The organism is Sandaracinaceae bacterium (assembly GCA_016706685.1).
Classification (GTDB): Bacteria; Myxococcota_A; Polyangia; order Polyangiales; family Houyiibacteriaceae; genus JADJJE01.
Genome location: JADJJE010000004.1, coordinates 349,213 through 372,715, shown reverse-complemented (window position 1 = coordinate 372,715; position 23,503 = coordinate 349,213). Strand labels below are relative to the sequence as shown.

19 protein-coding genes are annotated in these 23,503 nt (G+C 71.1%); 7 read left to right on the top strand and 12 right to left on the bottom strand.

Annotated elements, in window-relative coordinates; all coding sequences use genetic code 11:
* Position 1: 1 nt before the first annotated feature.
* The 10 genes from IPI43_09395 to rpsP form a co-directional block, all read right to left on the bottom strand.
* A complete protein-coding gene (locus IPI43_09395; protein ID MBK7774343.1) occupies positions 2 to 3,997 on the bottom strand; it encodes a protein kinase in 3,996 nt (1,331 codons plus the stop codon).
* 21 nt (positions 3,998 to 4,018) lie between these two features.
* A complete protein-coding gene (locus IPI43_09390) occupies positions 4,019 to 5,830 on the bottom strand; it encodes an ABC transporter ATP-binding protein (protein ID MBK7774342.1) in 1,812 nt (603 codons plus the stop codon).
* Between the two features lie 47 nt (positions 5,831 to 5,877).
* Positions 5,878 to 7,620, bottom strand: coding sequence for an ABC transporter ATP-binding protein (locus IPI43_09385; GenBank protein MBK7774341.1), 1,743 nt, complete (start codon positions 7,618 to 7,620; stop codon positions 5,878 to 5,880).
* 41 nt (positions 7,621 to 7,661) lie between these two features.
* On the bottom strand, positions 7,662 to 8,369 hold the full coding sequence (locus IPI43_09380) for a hypothetical protein (GenBank protein MBK7774340.1): 708 nt from the start codon (positions 8,367 to 8,369) through the stop codon (positions 7,662 to 7,664).
* 127 nt (positions 8,370 to 8,496) lie between these two features.
* Positions 8,497 to 8,856, bottom strand: coding sequence for a 50S ribosomal protein L19 (gene rplS, locus IPI43_09375; protein ID MBK7774339.1), 360 nt, complete (start codon positions 8,854 to 8,856; stop codon positions 8,497 to 8,499).
* Positions 8,857 to 8,956: 100 nt separating this feature from the next.
* The gene (locus IPI43_09370) at positions 8,957 to 9,532 is read right to left on the bottom strand and encodes an RNA methyltransferase (GenBank protein ID MBK7774338.1); all 576 of its coding nucleotides are present in this window, start codon (positions 9,530 to 9,532) and stop codon (positions 8,957 to 8,959) included.
* The gene (gene trmD / locus IPI43_09365) at positions 9,529 to 10,299 is read right to left on the bottom strand and encodes a tRNA (guanosine(37)-N1)-methyltransferase TrmD (protein ID MBK7774337.1); all 771 of its coding nucleotides are present in this window, start codon (positions 10,297 to 10,299) and stop codon (positions 9,529 to 9,531) included. Before trmD ends, IPI43_09370 begins: the two co-directional genes overlap by 4 nt.
* Positions 10,299 to 10,862, bottom strand: coding sequence for a 16S rRNA processing protein RimM (gene rimM, locus IPI43_09360; protein MBK7774336.1), 564 nt, complete (start codon positions 10,860 to 10,862; stop codon positions 10,299 to 10,301). Before rimM ends, trmD begins: the two co-directional genes overlap by 1 nt.
* The gene (locus IPI43_09355; protein MBK7774335.1) at positions 10,859 to 11,098 is read right to left on the bottom strand and encodes a KH domain-containing protein; all 240 of its coding nucleotides are present in this window, start codon (positions 11,096 to 11,098) and stop codon (positions 10,859 to 10,861) included. The genes rimM and IPI43_09355 overlap by 4 nt, the downstream gene beginning before the upstream one ends.
* A gap of 93 nt (positions 11,099 to 11,191) precedes the next feature.
* Positions 11,192 to 11,449 carry a 30S ribosomal protein S16 gene (gene rpsP / locus IPI43_09350; protein ID MBK7774334.1) on the bottom strand — a complete coding sequence of 86 codons (258 nt, stop codon included), beginning with the start codon at positions 11,447 to 11,449 and terminating at the stop codon, positions 11,192 to 11,194.
* Between the two features lie 190 nt (positions 11,450 to 11,639).
* Here rpsP and IPI43_09345 point away from each other — a divergent pair, with 190 nt between their 5' ends.
* The 4 genes from IPI43_09345 (at position 11,640) to IPI43_09330 (ending at position 17,451) form a co-directional block, all read left to right on the top strand.
* On the top strand, positions 11,640 to 13,325 hold the full coding sequence (locus tag IPI43_09345; protein ID MBK7774333.1) for a hypothetical protein: 1,686 nt from the start codon (positions 11,640 to 11,642) through the stop codon (positions 13,323 to 13,325).
* A complete protein-coding gene (locus IPI43_09340) occupies positions 13,325 to 13,933 on the top strand; it encodes a septal ring lytic transglycosylase RlpA family protein (GenBank protein ID MBK7774332.1) in 609 nt (202 codons plus the stop codon). Before IPI43_09345 ends, IPI43_09340 begins: the two co-directional genes overlap by 1 nt.
* 108 nt (positions 13,934 to 14,041) lie before the next feature.
* Positions 14,042 to 15,247, top strand: a complete 1,206-nt coding sequence (locus tag IPI43_09335) for a lamin tail domain-containing protein (GenBank protein ID MBK7774331.1) — start codon at positions 14,042 to 14,044, stop codon at positions 15,245 to 15,247.
* Positions 15,248 to 15,258: 11 nt separating this feature from the next.
* The gene (locus IPI43_09330; protein ID MBK7774330.1) at positions 15,259 to 17,451 is read left to right on the top strand and encodes an ATP-dependent RecD-like DNA helicase; all 2,193 of its coding nucleotides are present in this window, start codon (positions 15,259 to 15,261) and stop codon (positions 17,449 to 17,451) included.
* Here IPI43_09330 and IPI43_09325 read toward each other — a convergent pair.
* On the bottom strand, positions 17,433 to 18,503 hold the full coding sequence (locus IPI43_09325; protein ID MBK7774329.1) for a beta-lactamase family protein: 1,071 nt from the start codon (positions 18,501 to 18,503) through the stop codon (positions 17,433 to 17,435). The two genes, IPI43_09330 and IPI43_09325, sit on opposite strands and share 19 nt — an antisense overlap.
* Positions 18,504 to 18,595: 92 nt before the next feature.
* Between IPI43_09325 and truD the strand changes: the two genes are divergently transcribed.
* The 3 genes from truD to IPI43_09310 all read left to right on the top strand — a co-directional run bounded on the left by truD (position 18,596) and on the right by IPI43_09310 (position 22,331).
* Positions 18,596 to 19,654 carry a tRNA pseudouridine(13) synthase TruD gene (gene truD / locus IPI43_09320; protein ID MBK7774328.1) on the top strand — a complete coding sequence of 353 codons (1,059 nt, stop codon included), beginning with the start codon at positions 18,596 to 18,598 and terminating at the stop codon, positions 19,652 to 19,654.
* 200 nt (positions 19,655 to 19,854) lie between these two features.
* Positions 19,855 to 20,607: a phosphatidylserine decarboxylase gene (gene psd, locus IPI43_09315; protein ID MBK7774327.1), complete on the top strand. Its 753-nt coding sequence runs from the start codon at positions 19,855 to 19,857 to the stop codon at positions 20,605 to 20,607.
* A complete protein-coding gene (locus IPI43_09310) occupies positions 20,604 to 22,331 on the top strand; it encodes a methyltransferase domain-containing protein (GenBank protein ID MBK7774326.1) in 1,728 nt (575 codons plus the stop codon). Before psd ends, IPI43_09310 begins: the two co-directional genes overlap by 4 nt.
* A 526-nt stretch (positions 22,332 to 22,857) precedes the next feature.
* Here the strand turns inward: IPI43_09310 and IPI43_09305 are convergent.
* Positions 22,858 to 23,463: a hypothetical protein gene (locus IPI43_09305; protein ID MBK7774325.1), complete on the bottom strand. Its 606-nt coding sequence runs from the start codon at positions 23,461 to 23,463 to the stop codon at positions 22,858 to 22,860.
* Between the last annotated feature and the right edge of the window lie 40 nt (positions 23,464 to 23,503).

Sequence of the window (23,503 nt, the reverse complement as noted above, 5' to 3'; positions counted from 1 at the left end):
CTCAGCGGGCCAGCGAGACCGGCTCGCCCGCGCGCAGCGCGTCCAGGGCGCGCTCCGAGAAGGCGGCGTAGTGCCGGTTGCCCAGCCCCACGGCCAGGGCCAGCGTCTGCTGGAACGTGCCCATGGCGCGCATGCGGTCGCCCTCGCGCGCGTACAGGTAGCCCAGCAGGTAGTCGCACTCCAGCATGTCCACGGCGTAGCCCTCGGCGGCGGCGTAAGCGCGCGCCTTCTCGATGCGCTCACGCCCTTCGCGGCTGCCGTGGCGTGAGGCGTCCAGGAAGCCCAGCAGGCGCAGGCTCTGGTGCTCGCGGCGCGTGAGCCCGCGCTCGTGGGCGCGCTCGTACGCCACCCGCAGCGACGCGAAGGAGCGTGAGATCTCGTCGAGCCGCAGGTAGCACTCACCGATGACCAGCAGCGCCTCCACCTCCTCGTCTTCGAAGCCGTGCTCCTTGGCGATGGTCTCGGCGCGGCGGCCAGCGTCGATGGCGTCGCGCAGGTCCCCCACCGTGGCCTGCACGTGCATGTCGGCGCCGTGCAGGAAGCAGCGGCGATAGGCGGGCGCCTCCACCGGAGTGCGCTCCCAGGCCTCCCACATGGCGTCGCGGGCCCCGTTGGCGTCCCCCGCGGCGGCATACGAGGTGGCCAGCCCTGCGAGGCAGCGCACCTGCACGTCGATGTCGCGCGCGGCACGGGCCAGCGGGAGCGCCTCGCGCAGCAGGCTGGTGGCCGCTCCGTGATCCCCCACCCGCGCTACCGCGTCGGCCGTGGCCACCGTCACCTCGCACAGCAGCTTCCCGTCGCCCAGCTCGCGGGCGATGGCGCGCGCGCGGTCCAGCCAGCGGCGTGCGTCTTCCACCCGGTTGGCGTGGCACAGCAAGAGGCCGCGCAGCATGGCGAACTGCGCTGCGTCCTCGCGCCGCCCGAGGGCGTCGGCCAGCTCGAACGCCGCGGCCATGCGCTCGGCCCCCTGCGCCAGGACGCGCCCGGCGAAGGCCACGTCGCCCAGCGCGCGGTATAGGCGCAGGCGCACGTCGTGGCTGGCATCGGCCCCGAGGGCGGTCAGCTCGATGGCCCGCTCGAGCGATGCGAACGCGGCGGCGTAGCCTCCCTCTACCGAGCTGCGCTGCGCGGCGCGCTCGAGGTAGGCGACTGCCTCGCTGATGGAGCCGCCCTCTTCGTGGTGCGCGGCCAGCTCCTCGGCCAGCTCGTCCAGGCGGTCGGGGTAGAGCTCTTCGAGCGACACGGCGATGGCGCTGTGGATTTCGCGCCGCGCCTCGGGCGTGAGCCCCGTGTGGATGACCTGCACGGTGCTGTCGCTGACGAACGCGTGCCCACGCTCCGTACGGTGCACGATGCCCCGCCGCTCGAGCAGTCCCAGCGCCTCTTCGACCGTGTCGAGGTCCTCGTCCACCACACGCGCCAGCGTGCGCGCCTCGAACTCACGCGGCAGCAGCGCGGCCACCTGCAGCAAGTGCCGCTCGGTGGGCGACAGCAGCTCGAGGCGCGCGCGGATGATGCCGCGCAGCGTCTTCGGGACACCCACCGCGATGTCGTCGCGGAAGACCACCCCGTCGGTGGTGATCTGCACGGCGCCCGCCTCGCTCAGCGCGTGCGCGTACTCCTCCACGAACAGCGGGTTGCCGCCGCTCTTCTGCAGCACCTCGCCCACCAGCCGCATGGGCACTTCGTCGGTGCCGAGGCGCTCCGCCAGCAGCCGCGTGGTCTCCTCTTCGTCCAGCGGCGCGAGCGTGTGCTCCACGAAGTTGGGCAGGCGCCGCCAGGGCTGCCCGGGGGCCGGCCGGTACGTGAGGATAGCCAGGATGGGGGCGCGCTCCGGCTGCTCGAGGATGCTGCGCAGGATACGCAAGCTGGCGCGGTCGGCGCTCTCCACGCCATCGAACGCCATGACCAGAGGCCGCAACATGGCCATGCGCCGGCCTACGCGCGAGATGACCCGACGCAGCGCGTTGTCGAGAGAGTCGCCCGTCTCGGACTCACGCGTGGCATAGCCCAAGAGCTGCCGCACGGCGCGCGCGCCGTTCTCGTCGGCGCCCAGCTCGGGCAGGCGTGCCAACTTGGCGCGGGCCTCTTCGTCGGTGTCGCGCTCGTCGATGCCCAGCACCACCCGGAACAGCTCCTGCAGCACCGCAAAGCGCGACGTCTGCCGCGCGGGCTCGATGCGCACCAGGAACATGGAGACGTTGTGGTGGTCCCGCCGGAGCCTGGCCATGGCCTCGAGCAGCAACCGCGTCTTGCCGCTGCCCGCGTCCCCCGCGATGCCCAACAGCCGGCGGTCCCCCGAGGCCGCGCGCGCGATCTCGTCGCCCACCAGCCGCAGCGCCGGGGCCCGGCCCACGAAGGGCGCTGCCGTCATGGTGATGGCGCTCTCCCCCAGCACCTGGCGGTGCTCGGTGCCCACCAGGCGGCGCACGTCGAAGCTGCGGTGGATGACCCGCTGGGCCGCGACCGTGGCCAGGATCTGCCCGGGCATGGCGGCCTCGGCGCACGCCTCGCCACCTGCCAGCAGTGCGCGCAGGTGGTGGTCGGCCACCAGCGCAGAGGAGATGTCCACCAGCACGCGGCCCGTGTGCAGGCCCATCTGCAGAGGCCCGAGGCCCAGGTCGGCTGCCCGCCGTCGCAGGTCCAGCAGCGCGCGCGCCGCCGCCTCGCCCTCGCGCCCGTCCGGTGCGTCCAGCCCGAAGATGGCGGCCTGCAGCGGCCCGTCGGAGTGCACCAGACGGCCCCCGAACCAAGCCACGCGCTGCACCACCACGCTGGGCAGCGGCTGCGGCAGCGGCCCGAACACGACCACGGTCACGTCGCGCCGCTCGGCCTGGGGGCGGGCCACGCCCAGCGCCCGCTCGCGGCTGGACTCACTCGAGCTGGTGGTGGTGGCGGTGGACCCCGAAGGTGGCTGCGAGCGCGATGCCCGCGGACGCTCGATGGGGGTGGCCGACAGCCCGCGGTGGAGGATGCCCTCGGCTCGCCCGGGTGGCCGCGACGTGCGGCGCGCGCTGCCGAACGACTTGGACAGGCGCGGCACCACGTCGTCGAGCGTGGAGTAGGAGTTCTCGTCCCCGCGCAAGCGCTTCACGATGGACGCCACGTCGGCCGCGCGCGCCTTGCGCCCGCCTTCGAACAAGAAGGGCTGGAGGGCCTCGTGCACCTGCCCCGCGCTCTCGGGCCGCGCGGCCTTGTCGGCCGACAGGCACGCCCCCAGAAGCCGCGCGAGCTCGATGGGCACCAGCGGCGCGTGGGTGCGCACATCCGGCACGCGCGCCTCGCGCACGGCCCGCAGCGTCTCGGCCGTGTTCTCGCGCTTCCAGGGGTTCACGCCGGAGAGGGCGTGATAGAGCAGCGTGCCCAGCGCGAAGATGTCCGTCTTGGGGTCCACCAGCTCACCGCGTGCCTGCTCCGGGGACATGTACGTGAACTTGCCCTTCACGATGCCCTCTTCGGTGCCGAACACGCTGGTCCGCGCCTTGGCGATGCCGAAGTCCGTGAGCTTGATCTCCCCGTCGAGGCTCACCAGCACGTTCTGCGGCGACACGTCGCGGTGCACGATGTGCAGCGGCTGCCCGGCCAGGTCCCGCTTGTGGTGCGCGTAGTCGAGCGCGCGGGCCACGGACGACGCGATCAGCGCGAGCGTGGGCAGCGGCAACGGGACGCGCTCGCGTCGGGCGCGCTTGAGCAGCGTGGCCAGGTCCAGGCCGGGCACGTACTCCATGGCGATGAAGTAGGTGTCCTCGGCGTAGCCCAGGTCGAACACCTGCACGACGTTCGCGTGCGTGAGCGAGACCGCGATCTTGGCCTCGTTGATGAACATCTCCACGAACTCGGGGTGCGACGCGTACTCGGGCAGGATGCGCTTGATGACCAGCACCTTCTCGAAGCCGGACACACCGTGGCTCTTGGCGCGGTACACCTCGGCCATGCCGCCGCGCGCGATGCGCTCGAGCAGCTGGTACTTCCCGTAGGTGACATTCCCTTCAGCCATCGGCTGACGAGTGTATCACCATCACTCCGCCGCAACGCCCTCACTCGCGAGCTGGAGGGCGTGCAGGCGCGCGTAGATGCCGTCCTGCGCCATCAGCTCCTCGTGGGAGCCCTGCTCCGCGATGCGGCCGTGGTGAAACACCAGGATGCGGTCGAGCGCGCGGATGGTGGAGAGGCGGTGCGCGATGACCAGCGCCGTGCGCCCCTCGATGACCTTGCCCACCGCGTGCTGCAGGCGCGCTTCGGTCTCGCTGTCCACGTTGGCGGTGGCCTCGTCCAGCACCAGGATGGGTGCGTCGCGGTACAGCGCGCGCGCGAACGCCAGCAGCTGCCGCTCTCCCGCGCTCCAGTTGGACCCACGCTCCTCCACGCGAGCGTCGAGGCCACCGCGGGCCTCCACCCAGTCCCAGGCCCCCACGCGCGTGAGCACGGCGCGCACCCGCTCGCGGTCGGGGGTGGCCGTGAGCGCGATGTTCTCGAGCACGCTGCCCGTGAACAGGAACACGTCCTGCGGCACGGTGGCGAACCGCTCGCGGTGGGCGTCACGAGAGAGCGCGCGGATGTCCTGCCCGTTCACGCGCACTTGGCCCTCTTGCACCTCGTAGAGGCGCAGCAGCAGCGCCGTGAGCGTGGTCTTGCCGGAGCCCGTGGCGCCCACGATGCCCACGTGCTCGCCGCGCCGGATGGTGAGCTGCAGGTCGTGCAGCACGGGCTGCCCCGGCTTGTACGCGAACGTGACGGAGCGGAACTCGATGGCGTTCTCGGTGGCTTCCACGGCGGCGCTTGCCGTGGGCACGGCCGGGCAGTCCGGCTCCTGATGGTTCAGCAGCCCGAAGATGCGCTCCGCCGAGGCCAGCGCGCTCTGGATGACCGTGTACTTGGTGGCCAGGTCGCGGATGGGCACGAAGAAGCGCTGGATGTAGTCGTAGAACGCGACCACGGTGCCCACGTAGACGGCCACGGCGGCGCTGCCTTCGAGCAAGCCCGCGGCGGTGGCGGCGTAGTAGAGCACCATGGCCAGGCAGGCCGTGGCCACCGACTCCACCACCGAGTACAGCAGCGCGTCGCAGCGGATGTTGCGGTAGTTGGCCTCGCGGTAGTCGTGGTTGATCTCGCGGTACTCGTCGGCGCACTCGGCCTCGCGCCCGTAGGCTTGCACCACGGCGATGCCCTGCACCTGCTCGTTGAGGTACGCGTTGAGCTGCGCCACGTGCACGCGGATGCTGCGGAACGCCTCGCGCGCCCAGCGCCGGAAGAGGTTCACCGCCAGCACCAGCGGCGGCACGGCCAGCAGCGCGATGAGCGTGAGCTCCACGTCCAGGTAGAGCATGAAGCCCACGATGCCCACCAGCATCATGAGGTCCGAGATGGCCGTGACCGCGCCCGAAGCGAACAGCTCGGTGATGGCGTCGATGTCGTTGGTCATGCGCGTGACCACGCGCCCCACCGGCTCGCGGTCGAAGTAGCTCACGCGCAGCTGCTGCACGTGCTCGAACACCGCGCGCCGCAGGTCGGCCGTAGTGCGCTGCCCGGCCAGCTGCATGAGGTAGGTCTGCGCGAACTTGGTGATGAACTCCACGGTGATGGCGGCCGCGAACGCGAACACCACCACCATGAGCGCGTCCGCGCTGCGCGACACCAGCGTGGCCTCGATGGCGCCCTTCACCATGAGCGGCTGCACGAGCGCCGCAAGCGCGGCCAGCGGCATGGTCACCAACGCACCCACGAACAGCCAGGCATGCGGCCGCGCGAACGGCACCAGCCGGCGGAGCAGCTGCATGTCGCTGCCCGGCTCGCCCGAGGGAGCCAGCGACTCCTGCGCCGACTCCACCATGAGCAGGCGCTTGCCGGGCGCTCGCTGTGCCTTCTTTGCGGGGCGCTTCATAGTGTGGAGAGTTCCGCCTCGAGGGCCTGCCGTGCGGCCATGCGCGCGTAGCGGCCGCCTGTCGCTAGCAGCTCGCGGTGCGTGCCGCGCTCCACCACGCGGCCGGCTTCCAGCACCACCACTTGATCCATGCGCTCCGCGGCAGCCACGCGGTGCGTCACCAGGATCAGCGTGCGCCCCTCGCCTGCACGGTCGAGGGCCTCGAGGATGCGCGCCTCGGTCTTGGCGTCCACGGCGCTCAGCGGGTCGTCCAGCACCAGCACGCGCGGGGCGTTGAGCAGCGCGCGCGCCAGCGAGATGCGCTGCTTCTGGCCGCCCGAGAGCTGCACGCCACGCTCGCCCACCAGCGTGTCGAAGCCCCCCGGCATGTTGTCGATCTCGTCGAGGATGCTGGCCTCGTCGGCCGCGGCTCGCACCCGCTCCCGCAGCTGCGCGGGGCTGAGCGAGTCGTCGTTACCGAGCCCGAACGCGATGTTGCGCTCGATGGTGGTGGAGAACAGGAACGGCTCCTGCTGGGCGTAGGCCACGCTCTGACGCAGGTCCCGCAGCGCGAGCGCCTCCACGGGCTGGTCGTCCACGAACACCGTCCTGGGCGGCGTGGGCAGCAGGCGCGGGAGGGTGGCGGCCAGCGTGCTCTTGCCCGAGCCGATGCCCCCCACGATGGCCAGCGAGCCGCCCGCAGGTACCTCGAGCGACACTCCGTGCAGCACCTGCGTTCCGTCGCGCGTCACATCCAGGCTCGCCACGCGCACAGCGCCCTGCCCGCGCATGGCCACGGGCGCTTCCGCGTCGGCGATGTCGGGCTGGGCATCCAGGATCTCACGCACGCGCTCGAAGCTGGCGCGCCCGCGCTGCACCACCGAGAGCATGTAGCCGAAGGCCAGCGTGGGCCACACCAGGGAGGCCAGGTAGGCGTTGAAGGCCGCGAACTCCCCCACCGTGAGCTCGTTGCGGAGGATCATGGCGCCGCCCTGCCAGAGCACGATCAGCGTGCCGACGGACCCAATGAGCATGAGCGCGGGCCACATGAAGCCGCGCGTCACCACCAAGCGCATGTTGGCGCGGATGGCGTCCTGGTTGGCCTCCTCGAAGCGCGCGTTCTGCTGCGGCTCGAGCCCGAAGGCGCGCACCACGCGCACACCGGCCAGGTTCTCCTGTGCACGGTCCGAGAGCGTCCCGAGCGCCGCCTGCGCGTCGCGCGAGCGGTCGTAGAGCGCCTTTCCGAAGCCCCGCGCCACCAGGATGAACGCCGGGTACGGCACCAGCGCCAGCAGCGTGAGGCGCGGGGAGATGGCCGTCATGAGGGCGATGGCGCCCACGTACGCCATCACGGAGTTCACCACGTTGAGCGCGCCGAAGCCCACCAGCAGGCGCAGCTGCCCGAGGTCGTTCGTGGCGCGGCTCATGATCTCGCCGGTGGGCATGCGGCGGAAGAAGCTCGGCCCCAACGTGTGCACCTTGTCGATGATCTCGTTGCGCAGATCGAACTCGACGTCACGGCCCACGTTGAAGACGTAGACGCGCGACAAGATGCGGACGATCCACATCACGGCGGCGAGCACCAGCACCACCAGCGCATAGTTCCGCACCACCGTGAGGTCCTGCGCGATCAGCGCGTCGATGGCGTGCTGCAGCAGCCACGGGATGCTCTTGTCCACCACGTTGGTCAGCAACAAGAACGCGCCGCCGATGGCGAGCGATCGCCAGTAGGGTCGCAAGTAGGACCCGAGCGTCTTCATGGGGGGCGCAGCCAAGTCCGGAACCATGGCGCTCGCACGAATTATGGCAAGGGGTCCGTGTCGTCCGGGGGGCTGCCGCCGCGGAAGCGGTACGGCACCGCGACGGCCTGGCGCGCCACGGACGCCAGCAGCCGCTGGATGGCCGACGTCAGCGTGTAGAGCCCACTTCCGCGCTCGGGCGGGGTGCCCGTTTCACCGCCATCGGTGGCCGGTGTGCCCGGCAGCGCGATCTCCAAGAGCGTGACGCCGGGCGCGTCGGCCCTCCGCCGCACGTCGGGCTGGATCTCCGCCAGCAGCGCCTGCATGGCCTCGTTGTTGGCCAGCACGGGGCAGCGGAAGCGCCAGATGTCACGCTCACGCGCCGCGTCCGTGAGGCGCCGTAGCATCAGCCCGCCCAGGCCCAGCCCCTGTGCGTCGTCCACGATCGCGATGGCGGGCTCGGCCACGTGCGGGTCGTCCAGGCAGCGCACGAAGCGCGCCACCCCGAGGCCATGCTCCACCCCGTGCCCGTCGTTCTCGCCGGCCACCAGAGCCACGTGGTCCACGCCGTCCACCTCGGTCAGGTACACCAGGTCCGCGTCGTGCAGCTCCTTCTTGCCGGTGAAGAAGCGAGCGTAGCGCGACTGCGGACCCAGGCGTTCGAAGCCCTCCCGCATGAGATCCTTGTCGCTCGGCCGAATGGTGCGGAGGTGCACCACGCGCCCCCCGGCCAGCGTCTCGTACTCGTCGTAGTGCTCGTCGATGCGCACGCGGCGAGCATACCCGGCATGCCGGGAGCACGCCCGACCCAACGGCGAAACGCCCCGGAACAGGCTGTTCGAGGGCGTTCGTGACGAACACACGGCTGCGCACGCGATCCCTTCGGACCGCGGGGCTTCAGCGGTGCTTCTTGGTCTCGCGCAGGCGGGACTTCTTGCCGGCCAGATCGCGGAGGTAGTACAGCTTGGCGCGGCGCACGTGGCCGCGGGCCTGCACTTCCACCTTCTCGATGCGGGGCGAGTTGAGCGGGAAGATGCGCTCGACGCCGACGCTGTACGAGACCTTGCGGACGGTGAAGGTGGCGCCAGCGCCGCCGCTCTTGCGGCGAATCACGACGCCCTCGAACACCTGGACGCGCTCCTTCTCACCCTCGCGGATGCGATAGTGGACGCGGACGGTGTCGCCGGGCCGGAAGGGGGTCAGGGTGCGGGCCTGGGAGGCGTCAATCGCCTGGATGAGAGGGACAGCTTTGCTCATGGTCTACCTGCGTCTCGCGGGACAACATGCCCGGTGGCGTTGGGGGTCGCTGTTTAGCCTGATCCCGAGGGATGTCAATCCAATATCCATCTCGGCGCCGTCAGCCTTCGCCGAAGAGCCGGTCGAAGATGATGGCCGCGGCGGCGCGCACCGAGAGGTGGTTGTAGTCGCTGCCCGCGCGGATCGGGGCCAGCACGGCATCGGCGCCGAGCACGGTATCGTTCGTGAGCCCGTGGCCCGTCCCGAACAGGATCAAGGTCGGCACACCAGGGTCATCATGCAGCACGCGTGACCCCTCCACGAAGGACAGGATGGCCTTGCCCTCGGGGGCCCTCGCGCCGGTGGCCCACACGCGTGGCGCCTGGCCCTCCCGCGCCTGGATGTGCGCAATGGACTCCTCGATGCTGCGGGTCACCTCGATCAATCGAAGCGCCTCGGCGCGCTGGGGCACACGCCCCGCCCCGGCCTGGCCCGGCCGCCAGTGGTCCAGGATGCGGTCCACGATGGCGTGCTGGGCGGTGATGGGGCTGACCAGGTAGTACCCCGCGAGGCCGTAAGTGCGCGAGGAGCGCGCGATGTCGTGGACGTCCAGGTTGGTGATGGAAGTCGCCACGGTGGCGCCATCGCGGTCCTTCACGGGGTGGTGGACCAGGGCGCAGTAGACACGCCGGCTCACGTGGCGTCCCCGTCGGTGGGCGCTTGCTCCGCCTCGGCGGCGAGCTCGGCCTTCACCGAGGCCACCAGCTTGGCGAGCTCCGCATGAAGCGTGCGCCCCTCGAGCAGATCGGGCCGGCGCTGCAAGGTGCGCCGCACGGACTCGCGCCGCCTCCATGCCTCGATCTTGGCGTGGTGTCCGCTCATGAGGATGTCCGGGATGCCCTGCCCCCGGAACTCGGGCGGCCGGGTGTACTGCGGGTACTCCAGCAGGAAGCCGGCGTGCGACTCGTCCGTGGCGGAGCGCTCGTTGCCCAGCACCCCGGGCAGCAGCCGCGCGGTGGCCTCGATGACCGCCAGCGCGGCGATCTCACCGCCCAACAACACGAAGTCACCGAGCGAGAGCTCCTCGTCCACGTGGCTGCGGATGCGCTCGTCGAAGCCCTCGTAGCGCCCGCAGATGAGCGTGAGCGCGGGGTACGTGGACAGCCGCTCGGCCGTGCGCTGCGTGAAGGGCGCGCCCTGCGGGGTGAGCAGCACGCGCCGCGTGGGCCCCGAGCGCTGGGCATCCAGGTGCTCGAGCGCCTCCACGATGGGCGCGGGCATCAGCACCATGCCGCTGCCGCCGCCATAAGGGTAGTCGTCCACGGAGCGGTGCTTGTCCGTGGCGAACTCGCGCGGGGACAGCAGCGTGAGCGACACGTCCCCCCGCTCGCGCGCCTTGCCCAGCAGACCCACGTCGGCTGCGGCGAAGAGCTCGGGAAAGAGCGTGACCACCTCGAAGCGCATCAGGCCCCGCCGAGCTTCTCGAGCGGGAGATCGTCCAGATCACCGACCCGCACCTCGCCGCCCTCGATGTCCACACCTTCCACCCACGGGCGCATCACCGGCACCTCGCGGATGCCGTCTTCGAAGCGGCAGCGGAAGCACTCCATGCTCGGATACAGCATGACCTCGAGCACCTCACCCACCTTCTCGCCGGCGCGCATCACGGGCAGGCCCACGGCATCGCCCAGGTAGAATTCGTCGGCGTCGGGGACGGGCATCTCCGCGCGGGGGATGCACACCTCGTGGTCGCGAAGGGCCTCGGCCGACTCGGGCGTGGTGACCCCGTCGAGCGCCAACAGCCACGTCTTGGGCGCGCGGCGCGCGGAGCGCACCGAGTACATCTGCAGGTGCCCATCGGCGTTCCGCAGGTGAACGCGCGGCAGCGTGCTCAGCAGGTCGGAGTCCGCGTTGAAGAGGTGCACGCGCAGCTCGCCCCGGACGCCGTGCGGCCGCGTGATGGCCCCGAGGGCCACCCACTTGGACTCGCTGCCATCCGGCGCGCTGCTCTCGCGCTTGCCGGTCACTCGAGGATGTCGAGCACCACGCGCTTGTCGAAGCGCGTGGAGGCAGCGGCCACCACGGTGCGAAGGGCGCGTGCCGTCCGGCCTTCGCGTCCGATGACCTTCCCGAGGTCGTCCTCGGCCACGCTCAGCTCCAGCACGATGGCGCGGTCTTCCTCGACCGCGGAGACTTCCACGGAGTCGGGGTCATCCACGAGCGCACGGGCGATGTAGGCGACGAGATCTTTGAGGTCCTGCAAGGTACCGACGAGCCTCGAGTGAAAGTGAGAAAACCAGCTCCGCTGAGTGGCGCCGAAGAAGCGGCGACCGGCACGGCTGGAGCTGGCTCGGGCTCAGGCAGCCGCGGCTGCGCTGGCCTTCTTGTGGGCCTTGACGACCTTCTCGACGCGCTCGCTCAGCTGAGCACCCTGCGAAACCCAGTGGGCCAGGCGGTCGTAGAGAACGTGGGCCTCGGTGATCTCACGGGAGGGATCGTAGTAGCCGATCTCTTCGATGAAACGGCCGTCACGCGCGTTCTGCTTGTCGGTGACGACGATGTGATAAAACGGACGCTTCTTGGCGCCACGTCGGGCAAGTCGAACCACGACCATGGGGAGATTCCTCTTTTTTCCGGGATGTTTGCGCCAAGGAAAGGTCCTCGGGGGCAACCGGCGGCGGAAGCTAGCGGGCTTGCAGACAAGCGTCAAGGCGACTGGCGCATTGTGTGGCCGAGCGGGCGCGATTCCTGGGCAGGAGGGAATGCTTTGTTCCCCGAGCACTTTATCGCTATGAGTGCCTGCGATGCCAGAGGTCAACGCCACGCGCGGCTCGAGGCTCACGGCGCGGCTGTGGGGTCTCGGCTGCTGTCTCCTGCTTGCAGCGTGTACGGCGCGGGGCTGCGGTGGGGACCCGGATGGGGGCGAGTCGCCTTTGGTGGAGGCCACCCTGCCCCCCCCCGCCTTCACCCTCGCCATCGTTACTGATCTCAAGGGCTACCTCGAGCCCTGCGGCTGCACCAGCCGTCCCCTCGGGGGCATCGATCGGGTCGCCGCACGGATCGCGGCCACACGGGCTGCCGGGCCCACGCTCACCTTGATGGCGGGTGACCTGTTCTTCTCCGGGCAGTCGCACGGCCCACACGCCGCCGCGCATGGCGCTCCGGACGAAGGCGCCCCGGCTGCAGACGGCGCGGACGGCCCCAGCTTCGCCGCCCGTGCCCAGGCGGGCCAAGACGCGCTCAACGCCGAGGCGGTGGCCGACGTGGTGGCACGGTTCGAGGTGGCGGCCGCCCTGCCCGGAGCACACGACAGGGCCGAGCCGCAGGCGCTCGAGGCGCTGGCCACCCGGGCGCGGCTGCCGCTGCTGGGGCGCGAGGCCAGCGACGCGGTGCGGCGCGAGGTGGCGGGGCGCACCGTGCTGGTGCTGGGCATCACCGAGGAGGAGCCCCGGGCGGCCGCCGACGCCACGCGTGCTCTGTTGGATGCGCCAGCCAACGCCACGCGCGATCTGGTGGTGGTGCTCACACGTGGCGGGCGCCGGACGGCCCGGGCGGTGGCTCAGGTGGCCGGGGTGCACGTGGTGGTGCTGGGCGGGGCGGACGTGGACGAGGCGCTCCCCCCGGGCAGCGCGGGCGACGCGCTGGTGCTGCACGCCAGCCGGCAGGGCCAAGGGGTCACCGTGGCGGGCATCTACCTGCCGCCGCCGGGAACCGCGCCCGCGAGCCCCATCGTGGACGTGAGCCCATGGAGCGCGGCGGCCCGTCGCACCACGCTCGAGGCGGACATCGAGGAGCTCTCGGCCAGCCTCGCGCGCTGGGAGCAGGAGGGCGCCGACGCACAGCAGATCGCGCGGCAGCGGGGCCGCCTGAGCGGGATGCAGGCGGAGCTCGCGGGGGTCGTTCCACCCGCCCTGCCCCCGGACCAACTCGCCCTAGCGGCCACGTTCTTCGAGCTGCCACCCGACGCGCCGCAAGACGCCGAGGTGACCGCTGCCATGGAGGCCCTGGCGCGCCGGGTGAACGAGCACAACCGGGTCGCGCTGGCCGACTGGGCACCCGAACCCGTGGCTGCGGGAGAGCCGCACTACCTGGGCTCGGCGGCATGTGAGAGCTGCCACAGCGCGGCGTACACGTGGTGGCGTGGGCACCCGCACGGGCGGGCCTACAGCACGCTCGAGGTGCGCCACAAGCAGTTCAACCTCAGCTGCGTGGGGTGCCACGTGACGGGCTACCTGCAGCCGGGCGGCTCCACCGTCACGCAGCTGGGCGACGGCGCCCTCATCAACGTGGGCTGCGAGAACTGCCACGGTCCGGGCAGCGCGCACGTGGCCTCCGGAGGCAGCGTGGCGCCGGCGCGGCGTGACGTGCCGGCGAGCGTGTGCACCGGCTGTCACAACCCCGAGCACAGCGACCGCTTTTTGTATGACGCGTTCCGCAGGACGCTGCTCGTGCCCGGCCACGGGCTGCCGGCGGCTGGAGGTCCCCCATGATGCCAACTCACCCGGGGCGCCGCCCTACAGCGCGCACGCTCCGCGCGGGGCTCTTTGGCGCGCTGCTGCTGACCCTTGGCTGCGGTGGCGGGTCCGGTGGGTCCGGCGGGTCCAGCGCCGCACGCGCCTCCGCCCCAGCGTCCAGCGGAAGTGAAGGCACCGCCGGCGAACAAGCCGCCACCTCCGAGAGCGGCAGCGGCGCGGCCACTGACCCAGCGGGGTCCACCACGCACTCGGTCACGGCCAGCAGCGCCACCAGCGGCAGCCCCTACGCCGCCCAGTACAGCAGCGCGCCGGCGCTCGAGACGCTGACGGGGCGTGCCAGTTACTACAGCGACCGCTTGGCGGGCCGTAGCACCGCCAGCGGCGAGCCCTACCGCACCACCGAATTCACGGCGGCCAGCCGCGATCTGCGCTTCGGCACCATCCTGCGCGTCACGCGCGAAGACACCGGCGCGGTGACCTACGCGCGGGTGAACGACCGAGGCCCCTTCGGCGACCGGCGCCGCATCATCGACCTCTCGCGCGCGGCGGCCGAGGAGCTCGACATGATCCGCGCCGGAGTCGTGCCCGTACGCGTGGAGATCGTGCACCGCCCAGCGCGGTGAGCGGGACCTGCGCAACCGCGCTCGTTGGCGCCCGATACCCGGGCCATGCCGCCCACTGCTGCCCGCCGTCTGTCGCCGCCTCGTGCGCGATGCCTTCACCACCAGCTCGTGCCCTCTAGCGCGGCCCTCCTGCTCGGGGCGTGCCTCGACGTGGGCATCCCCTCGCGTGAGCCGCCTGCGGCTGACGCTGGCGTGCTGCCCTCGCCACTACTAGTGGCCACGTGGCCCGCGCACGGGAGCGCGGGTGTTCCTGACGAGCTGCCGCGCGCGTGGATCGCGCTCGGTCCGGAGGGCCCCAGCATGCGCATCCAGACGGGCTGGCGTGGGCCCCTCGGGGCCATCGCCCACCGCGCGGAGCAGCGGCCATGCACGGAGATGGGCGTGGAAGCGGCCGTCTGCCTGCGGCTCGATCCGCTCACGCGGCTCCCTTCGGGCGAGCACGAGCTGGGCGTGGACGAGGGCAGCCTCGACGCGCAGGGCGCCCCCGTCATGCCCACCTTCGTGCGCTTCGAGGTGACCGGCGCGGAGGTGGACCCCGCGCTTCCTTCGGCCACCGACTGCGAGCGCGACGAAGAGTCCATCTCGGGGTTCTGCCTGTTGCGCAGCGACGACGCCCTGCGGGTGCGCGCGTTCCTGACCGCGAGCGCCATCGTGGAGCTGGGCGCGGGGGGCGTGGTGGCCCGCTCCCTGGCCGAGCGCGCCGAGACCACGCTCTGGCTGCGCGGCCTCGACGCCGACACGTTCTACACCGTGCGCATGGAGGCGCTCAGCCTGAGCGGCGCCACCACCACGGTGGACACGCTGGTGCGCACGCACCCGCCGCTGGCCCAGCTGAGCATCACCGAAGTGCTGGCCGACCCTCTGGGCCCCGACCCCGACCAAGAGTACGTGGAGCTGCTGAACCACGGCCCGGTGCCGCTGCCCCTGGCGGGCCTGACGCTGGCCGACGCGCCCGAACGCGAGGGCGACGAGGTGACCAGCGGGGTGGTGCTCGCGCCCGGGGCGCGCGTGCTGCTGGTGGCGGCGCGCTTCGACGCCGGCGCCATGCACGGTGATGCGCCCATCCCGCCGGGCGTGCCCATCGTGCGGCTCGAGGGGCCCATCGCCACGGGCGGGCTCACCAACTCGGGCGAGCCGCTGTACCTGCGAGATGCACAGGGGCGCCGGCTGTCCGCGGTGCCGGCCGTCGCCGGTGGCGTCGAGGGGCGCTGTGCGCAGCGTGTCGGAGATGATCCTCGCTCGGGAGAACCAGGGGCCTTCATCACGCGGGCCAGCTGCACTCCCGGGGGCGCCGCAGACGGCGAAACGTGGTAAGCGCCTGGTCGGTGAACGAACCCCCGAACCGCCACGAAGAGGTCGTCGAGGTCAGCGTGGAGGACGTGCTCTTCCGCAGCGAAGACGGTCTCTTCGCGGTGATCCGCGCCGTGCGCACGCGTGACAGCGCCGAGGCGGCCGACGTCACGGCCGTGGGCAACCTGGGCAACGTGAGCGTGGGCGAGACGCTGCGTCTGCGCGGGCGCTTCTCGGACCACCCGCGCTTCGGCCGGCGCTTCCAGGTCAACGGCTTCACGCCCGTGCTGCCCACCACCGCGCCGGGCATCGTGCGCTACCTGGGCAGCGGCCTCATCGGGGGCATCGGCAAGGGGCTGGCCGAGCGCCTGGTGCAGCACTTCGGCGACGAGACCATCGACATCATCACGCAGCAGAGCAAGCGCCTGCGCGAGGTGCCGGGCATCGGCGCAGGTCGCGCCACTTCCATTGCCAAAGCCGTGCGCGAGAAGCACGCGCTGGTGGAGACCATGGTGTTCCTGCGTGGCCTCGGCATCGGTCAGGCCGCCGCCGACCGGGTGATGCGGCGCTACCAGGACGACGCCGTGCGCCAGGTGCGCGAGGACCCGTACATGGTGGCGGAGGAGGTCAGCGGCATCGGCTTCCGCACCGCGGACCAGATCGGCCGTGGGCTGGGCATCGCCGAGGACGACCCGCGCCGCGCCGCGGGGGCCACGTTGCACCTGCTGGGCAAGGCCGCGGACGACGGGCACTTGTTCCTCACGCGCGACCAGCTCCTGCAGGGCTGCACGCTGCTGCGGGTGCCCACCGACGCGGTGGAGGCGGCCCTGCCCACGCTGTTCCTGCGGGGCCTGGTCATCGAAGACGAGGGCGACCTCTACGTGCCCCCGCTGCACCGCGCCGAGCGTCGCGTGGCCAACCTGCTGGCGACGCTGGCGCGCACCCGCAAGCTCCCCGCGGGTGCCGACGCCGCGGTGGCCGCGGCCCTGGACGGCTCGCCGCTGAGCGAGACGCAGCGCTCCGCGGTGGGCGCCAGCCTGACCACCGGGCTCATGGTGCTCACGGGCGGGCCCGGCACCGGCAAGACCACCACCATCAAGGCCGTGGTCGCGGCGCACCGCGCGCTGGGCCGCCGCGTGGTGCTCTGCGCGCCCACTGGCCGCGCCGCCAAGCGCATGACCGAGGCCACGGGGCACGAGGCCAAGACCGTGCACCGCACGCTCGAGTGGAACCCCGCGCTGGCCCGCTTCCAGAAGTACGACGACGACCCCATCGACGCCGAGCTCATCCTGGTGGACGAGGCCTCCATGCTGGACGTGCGCCTGGCCGAGCGCTTGTTCCTGGCCGTGCCCCCCTCCGCCACGCTGGTGCTGGTGGGCGACGTGGACCAGCTGCCGCCCGTGGGCCCGGGGCAGGTGCTGCGCGACTTGATCGACAGCGGCATCTGCCCGGTGGTGCGCCTGGGCGAGGTGTTCCGGCAGGCGCAGCGCTCGGCCATCGTGCGCGGCGCCCACGCCATCCTGCGCGGTGAGCTGCCCGAGCCCACGCCCGCAGGCGAGCGCGGTGAGGGCGACCTGTTCACCATCCGCGCCAACACGCCCGAGGCCCTGCACGAGAAGCTGGTGCAGCTGGTCGAGCGCATGAACACCGTCTACGGCATCGAGATGAACAACCTGCAGGTGCTGTCGCCCATGCGCAGCGGCCCCGCCGGGACGCTCAAACTCAACGAGGTGTTGCAGGCGCGCTTCAACCCCAGCGCCACGCCCACGCTGCCCACGGCTGAGGCCACCACCGAGCCCACCCGCGCGGTGCTGCGCCCCGGCGACAAGGTCATGCAGCTGCGCAACGACTACGAGCGCGACGTGTACAACGGGGACCTCGGCACGGTGCGGCGCATCCAGGGCGGCATCACCTACGTGATGGTCGACGGCCGCGAGGTGCAGTACAAGATCGAGCACCTGGACGCGCTCACGCTGGCCTACGCCAGCACCGTCCACAAGGTGCAGGGCAGTGAGTTCGAGGGCATCGTGGTGGTGCTGCACGGCTCGCATCACATGCTGCTCAGCCGCGCCCTGCTGTACACGGCGGTCACGCGTGCCAAGCGCCTGGTGGTGCTGCTGGGCGACCCGCGCGCCATGGCCAAGGCCGCCAAGAACGCCGACGTGAGCCAGCTGAACAGCAAGCTGTGCGCGCGCCTAAAGGCGGCGGTTCAGCCGTCGAACGTGTGAACCACCCCGTCGTAGAACGCCGGCCGGAACGTGCGGATCTTGGTGTTGGTGCGCGTGGGGTGGACGCGGTTGCTGAGCAGCACCACTACCAAGTCGCGGCCGGGGTCGCACCACACGCTGGTGCCGGTGAAGCCCAGGTGCCCGAACGTGCGCGGCCCCATGCGCTGACCCGCCGCGCTGCCCGTGTCGCTCTTGGTGTCCCAGCCGATGCGGTGGCTCCCCGGCCGTGGTGCAAACACCCGGTCGCGCACAGCAGGCGTGACGAACGCCGAGCGGCGCGCCAGCACGTCCAGCCACTCGAGCCCCAGCCGGGCCACGCTCTCGGCGTCTCCGAACAAGCCCGCGTGGCCGGCGATCCCGCCGAGAGCCGCGCAGTTCTCGTCATGGACCTCGGCGCGCACCACGCGGCCGCGCCAGTCACAGCGCTCGGTGGGAGGCACATCGTGAGCCAGCTGATGCCGCGCCGCCGTCGGGAGCGCACCCGCATAGAACACGCGCCCCGCGAGCCCGAGCGGGGCCAGCACGTCCAGCTCCACCAGGTCCTGCAGCGGCTTGCCGGCCGCCTTCGACAGCAGCTCCCCCGCCACGATGTAGCCCAGGTCGCTGTAGACCATGCCGCGGTTGTGGTCGCCGTCGCGCCGCATGGCCTCGCTCACGATCCAGCGGCGCGCGGCGGCGCTGCCCGGCTCGTGCTGAACGTCCAGATACAGGCCACCCCAGGCGTCGAGGCCGCTCTGATGCGCCAGCAAGTCCTCGAGGGTTATGCCCGTGAGGGGAGTCCCACGCGCGTCGGAGAGCACGTCGTCCACCCGAACGCCGAAGTCGAGCTGCCCGCGGCTCACCATGCGGGCCGCCACGCTGGCGACGAACGGCTTGGTCAGCGAGGCGAGGTCGAACGTGGTGGTCTCGCGCACGGCGGCTTCCCCCCGGCAGAGCACGCCGCCGGCCGCGCTCACGGTGACCAGCTGGCCGTCCGCGTCGCGGTACATCACGCACGCGCTGGCTCCCGGGTACACGCCACCGGCTGCGCCGGACTCCAAGAGTCGGCCCATCTGACGTTTCAACCGATCGACGCTCGGCTTGCCCACCGATCTGATAGGTACTTGATTGAACCCTCTACGGTCTATCGAAAGTTTAGCTGTCCATGGAATCGAACCCCCGCGTGGACCCCACCGCGCAGCTCCCCTACCTGAGCGCCGAGATCCCCCCAACAGGCGGGTCACTCCGCGCAACTGCTGATGATTTCGTCGTGGACGAGGTCCCGGCCTATGCCCCGACCGGGAGCGGTGACCACCTCTTCGTGCGGTTTCGAAAGCGCAACCGGACCACCCCCGACGCCGTGCGGGCGCTCGCCCAGGCGCTGGGCGTGGACGAGCGGGCGGCCGGATATGCGGGCCTGAAGGACCGGCAGGCCACCACCACCCAGTGGGTCAGCCTGTTCGGCGCCAAGGCCGATGCCGCCATGGCGCTCGAGCTGCCGGACATGGAGGTGCTCGAGGCCGTCCCGCACGGCACCAAGCTGCGCACGGGGCACCTGCACGGGAACCGCTTCACCCTGCGCGTGCGAGACGCGGCCGGGGTGGACCTCGGGGCCGTGCGCGCCGTGGCCGCTCAGCTTCAGGCCCAGGGGCTGCCCAACTACTTCGGGTCGCAGCGCTTCGGGCGAGACTTCGACAACGCCATCCGTGCGAAGGCCTGGATGAAGGGCGAGGCGCGGGCCCCGAAGGCGCCCTTCGAGCGCAAGCTGCTGGTCTCGGCCCTGCAGTCGGAGCTCTTCAACCAGGTGGTGGCCGAGCGCGTGACCGCCGGCGAGCTGGGCCGGGTGCGGCGTGGCGACCTGGTCCAGAAGCACGCCTCGGGCGGGATGTTCGTGGTGGACGACGTGCACGAGGTGCAGGCCCGCGCCGATGCGTGGGAGCTGAGCGCCACCGGGCCCATGTTCGGCAGCAAGATGCGGCGCCCCGAGGAAGACGCCGGGCAGCGCGAAGATGCCCTCTTGGCGCGCAACGACATCTCACAGGAAGACCTCGAGCGCATCGCGCGCTGGGGTGAGGGCACGCGCCGCTACGTGCGCGTCCCGCTCCCGGAGCTGGACATCGAGCCTGCAGAAGATGGCTACACCATCCGCTTCGTGCTCCCCAAAGGCAGCTACGCCACGGTGGTCATGCGCGAGATCATGAAGGTGGCGCTACCGCCGCTCTGAGCCGAGCAGAGGTCGGTCGCAGTAAAAATTGACCTTTTCTGAATCGTTTCGATAGCATTGCCGGGTCCGTTTGGTCGGAACCCTAGACGATGCAGCTCAGCCCAGCTCGATTGGCAGCCGACGCCTTGCGTTTGCTCCCCCGTAAACGCATCAGCCGCGCGCTGGGAGCCATCGCCAAAACGCGCGCGCCCCAGCCCCTCGTGAGCCGTGCCATCGACGCGTTCGTGAGTGCCTACGACGTAGACATGGCGCAGGCCATCGTGCCGAGCGGCGGCTACCGCAGCTTCGACGACTTCTTCACGCGGGCGCTCGAGCCCGGCGCGCGCCCCATCGACGCGGATCCCTCCGTGATCATCTCGCCCGCAGACGGCAAGATCGAAGACTTCGGTGCAGTGGACTTGGCGGCCTCGGTCACCGTGAAGGGCAAGCCGTATCGCGTGGGCGACCTGCTCGGCGATGTGGGCTTGGGCGACGCGTATCAGGGCGGCAACTACTTCATCGTGTACCTCTCGCCGCGCGACTACCACCGCGTGCACACCCCCGTGGCAGGCCGGGTCACGGCCGCGCGCCACGTGCCGGGGACGCTCTACCCGGTGAACCGCATCGGGACCGACTTCGTGCCGCGTCTCTTCGCACGCAACGAGCGTGTGGTCACCCTGCAGGACAGCCCCGAGCACGGCCAAGTCGTGACCATCATGGTGGGCGCCATCGGCGTGGGGCACATCTCCATGTCCTACGACAACATTGAGACCAACGTGGGGCGTGAGTCCGGTCTCAAGCGCTACGGCGACAGTGGCGTGCAGCTGGCGCGGGGCGCGGAGCTGGGCGTCTTCCACCTGGGGTCCACCGCGGTGGTCTTCTTGCCGCCCGGAGCGCCGCTCGAGTGGCGTGTCTCGCCCGGTGACATGGTGCGCATGGGACAGCGTGTGGCTGTCCCTCGGAGGCCGCGATGAGCGAAGAAGCCGCCAATCCCAGTGGAAGCCGCATGCGCCACAGGCCGCTGCGAGTCCCCGTGGACGAGGTGGCGCGCCACTCGTCGGCCGCCCAAGAAGAAGGGGCCCAAGCAGCTGCCCCGGCTGCGCCAGCCGCGCCGGAGCCAGTGGTGGCGAAGCCCTCGCGGGCGTCGGTCGTGGCCATGAAGTCGGTCATCGTCACGGGCATGGCGAGCCGCAAGCTCTCGCAGCCGCCCCCCGCCATGCCGGCCGAGTCACAAGACCCCGTTCCGCTGGTGAGCCTGAAGCAGGTGGAGCCCGAAGCCGCTCCGGCAGCGGCGCCGGCCCCTGCGCCCGAGCCTGCCGCGGCCCTAGCGGGGGACTCGGCGGACTTCGACCTGGTCGTGGAAGCCGCCGACGCGAGCGCCGCTTCTGAGATTGCCGACGCCGCAGAGAGCGAAGCGGCCGCCGCAGCAGAGGCCGAGGCCGTAGCGAAGGCAGAGCAGCCCGTGCAGCCTCGCTTCAACGATGAGGTCTCCTCCGAGATCACCATCGAGAACGTGGCGGACGCGAGCGGCGACGACGACGTGCTGGACATGGACGACCTCGAGGAGGTCTCCCCCACGAAGCCGCCCATCACCAAGACCACGCCCGCCATCCCGGCTGCCCCCGCGGTGCCGAGCGCGCATGCGGCGCCCGCGGCGCCCGCTGCAGCCGCCGCGCCCCCCGCGGCTCCGGCTGCGGCTGCCGTCGCCGCGCCCCCCGCGGCTCCGGCTGCGGCGTCCGCGCCCCTCGCGCCGCCCGGGCCAGCCAAGCGCAAGCCGTGGTTCGACGACTTCTTCAGCGACGACTACCTGCGCACGGTGCGAGCGCCCACGCCCAAAGAGGTGGCGCGCGAGTGCGACGCCATCCTGGCCATGCTCAAGCTGGACCCAGGCGCCATCATCCTCGACGTGGGCTGTGGCCTCGGCATGCATGCCATCGAGCTCACGATGCGCGGGTACATCGTGATCGGCCTCGACCTCTCGCTGCCCATGCTCTCGCGCGCGGCGGACGAGGCGCAGGACCGGGGCATCAAGATCAACTTCCTGCACGCCGACATGCGCGAGATGGCGTTCGAGGGCGGCTTCGACGCCGTGCTCTGCTGGGGCACCACGTTCGGGTACTTCGACGACGACGGCAACCGCAGCGTGGTGGAGCGCTTCTACAGCGCGCTCAAGCCCGGCGGCCGCCTGCTCATCGACGTGGTCAACCGCGACCACGTCATCCAGTCGCAGCCCAACCTGGTGTGGTTCGAGGGCGACGGTTGCATCTGCATGGAGGAGACGGACTTCAACTACTTCTCCTCCCGGCTGAACGTGAAGCGCAACGTCATCCTGGACAACGGCCGGCAGCACGACCGGCACTACAGCATTCGCCTCTACGCGCTACACGAGCTGGGCATGCTGCTGCAGCAGCAGGGCTTCCGCACCGTGGAGGTGACCGGCCGCTACGCCACGCCGGGCGTGTTCTTCGGGGCCCAATCCCCGCGCATGATCGTGCTCGCCGAGCGCCGCGTGTCCGTGCGCGACACGCCACCCCCGTCGTCCACGCCGAGCGTGCCGCCCCCTCCCCCGCCTGCTGGCAACGGGGATGCGGCGAAGGCAGAGGCTGCGAAGGTCGAGGCTGCAAAGGTGGAGGCTGCCGCCAAGGCGGAAGCTGCGAAGCCTGCGGGTGACGACGGCGGCGAGACCAGCGGCTCCTGAGCGGGGAGCCACGGCTGAAGGCCGAGTCCGCCCGAAGGTCGGACTTTCGGAATGCCGAGGCCCAGTTTGCTGCCCACGGGTCGAGCCTGGTCATTCAACACAAGTCTTGGCAGGCCCTGGTCAGCATGAATCGGTCATGTTTCAAGGGGAATTGGCACCCCGGCTTGAAAGCCGGGGCAGCATCCCCCGCCCTGACAGGCGCGGAAGTCCAGCCCCTAACGGGCCCGGACTGGGCAGTTCCAAGCAGGAGAAAGGTTGAGCGCAAAGGCGCGGATGACGCAGAACTCGAGACCCATCCGACCTTGAACGACGCAGTCCGCGCCCGGCAGGGGGCGGACTTCCGCAATTGATCCAGGCCCGGGATGCTGCCCCGGGTTTCAACCCGGGGTGCCCATAGTGCCTTGCAGCAAGCCGATTCGGCCCCCCAGCAAGATGTGTTGAATCCTCAGGCTGAAGCCGTGGGTGCCCGTTGACCCGGCTCCCAGCTTGCCTTGAAAGAGGTGGGCAGCTTGGGGGCGAGCTTCGCCTACTCGAACACCGACGACCGCGTGGACCCGCTGAGGTCGTACTCCACGCGGCAAGGCAGCGTGAGGAACGGCCCTCCCGAGATGGCCACGGCGCGCAGGCAGTTGGACCCGGCCGTGGGCGCGAGCTCGATGACACTCGTTCCGCGGAAGGCACTGCTGGCGGGGACGCCCGCGTCGCCCGTGCTGGTGCCCTGGTCGGTGGGCACGCCCCCGTCGAGCGAGTCCGACTTGGCCGTGACGCGAATGGTCTCGATCTGCGAGAGGACGCAGCCGGGGGTCTGCGTCTCGATGTCCGGGCCATAGAGCTGCACGGGGATCTCGGTGCGGAAGCGATAGTCGTCACCCGTGTGAGAGCCGTTCACGATGGCCGCGTTGGGCCTGCGCCAGTACGCCGGGCCGTCATCCTCGGAGCGCAGCTCCACCACGAACGAGAGGGGATCGACCGCGTCGAAGGCCGTGCTGCCGCAGCTGTTTACCACCAGGCTGCCAGTCACGTCGTAGGTGCCCACGACCTCTCCGCTCGGGTCCACCGGGGGGCATCCCGCGAGCGGCAGACCGAGGAGGCACCCCATCAGAATCAAGAGAGACGCTCCACGCATGGCCATGACCGTGGCTCGTAGTTCGCGCGTGGGCTTTTGGTCAACT

Coding starts and splice junctions, on each gene's coding strand:
- IPI43_09305 (MBK7774325.1), bottom strand. CDS start 23,463: ATGGCCATGCGTGGAGCGTCTCTCTTGATTCTGATGGGGTGCCTCCTC.
- IPI43_09395 (MBK7774343.1), bottom strand. CDS start 3,997: ATGGCTGAAGGGAATGTCACCTACGGGAAGTACCAGCTGCTCGAGCGC.
- truD (MBK7774328.1), top strand. CDS start 18,596: ATGGAATCGAACCCCCGCGTGGACCCCACCGCGCAGCTCCCCTACCTG.
- rpsP (MBK7774334.1), bottom strand. CDS start 11,449: ATGGTCGTGGTTCGACTTGCCCGACGTGGCGCCAAGAAGCGTCCGTTT.
- trmD (MBK7774337.1), bottom strand. CDS start 10,299: ATGCGCTTCGAGGTGGTCACGCTCTTTCCCGAGCTCTTCGCCGCAGCC.
- IPI43_09385 (MBK7774341.1), bottom strand. CDS start 7,620: ATGAAGACGCTCGGGTCCTACTTGCGACCCTACTGGCGATCGCTCGCC.
- rplS (MBK7774339.1), bottom strand. CDS start 8,856: ATGAGCAAAGCTGTCCCTCTCATCCAGGCGATTGACGCCTCCCAGGCC.
- IPI43_09325 (MBK7774329.1), bottom strand. CDS start 18,503: ATGGGCCGACTCTTGGAGTCCGGCGCAGCCGGTGGCGTGTACCCGGGA.
- IPI43_09390 (MBK7774342.1), bottom strand. CDS start 5,830: ATGGTGGAGTCGGCGCAGGAGTCGCTGGCTCCCTCGGGCGAGCCGGGC.
- IPI43_09345 (MBK7774333.1), top strand. CDS start 11,640: ATGCCAGAGGTCAACGCCACGCGCGGCTCGAGGCTCACGGCGCGGCTG.
- IPI43_09340 (MBK7774332.1), top strand. CDS start 13,325: ATGCCAACTCACCCGGGGCGCCGCCCTACAGCGCGCACGCTCCGCGCG.
- IPI43_09310 (MBK7774326.1), top strand. CDS start 20,604: ATGAGCGAAGAAGCCGCCAATCCCAGTGGAAGCCGCATGCGCCACAGG.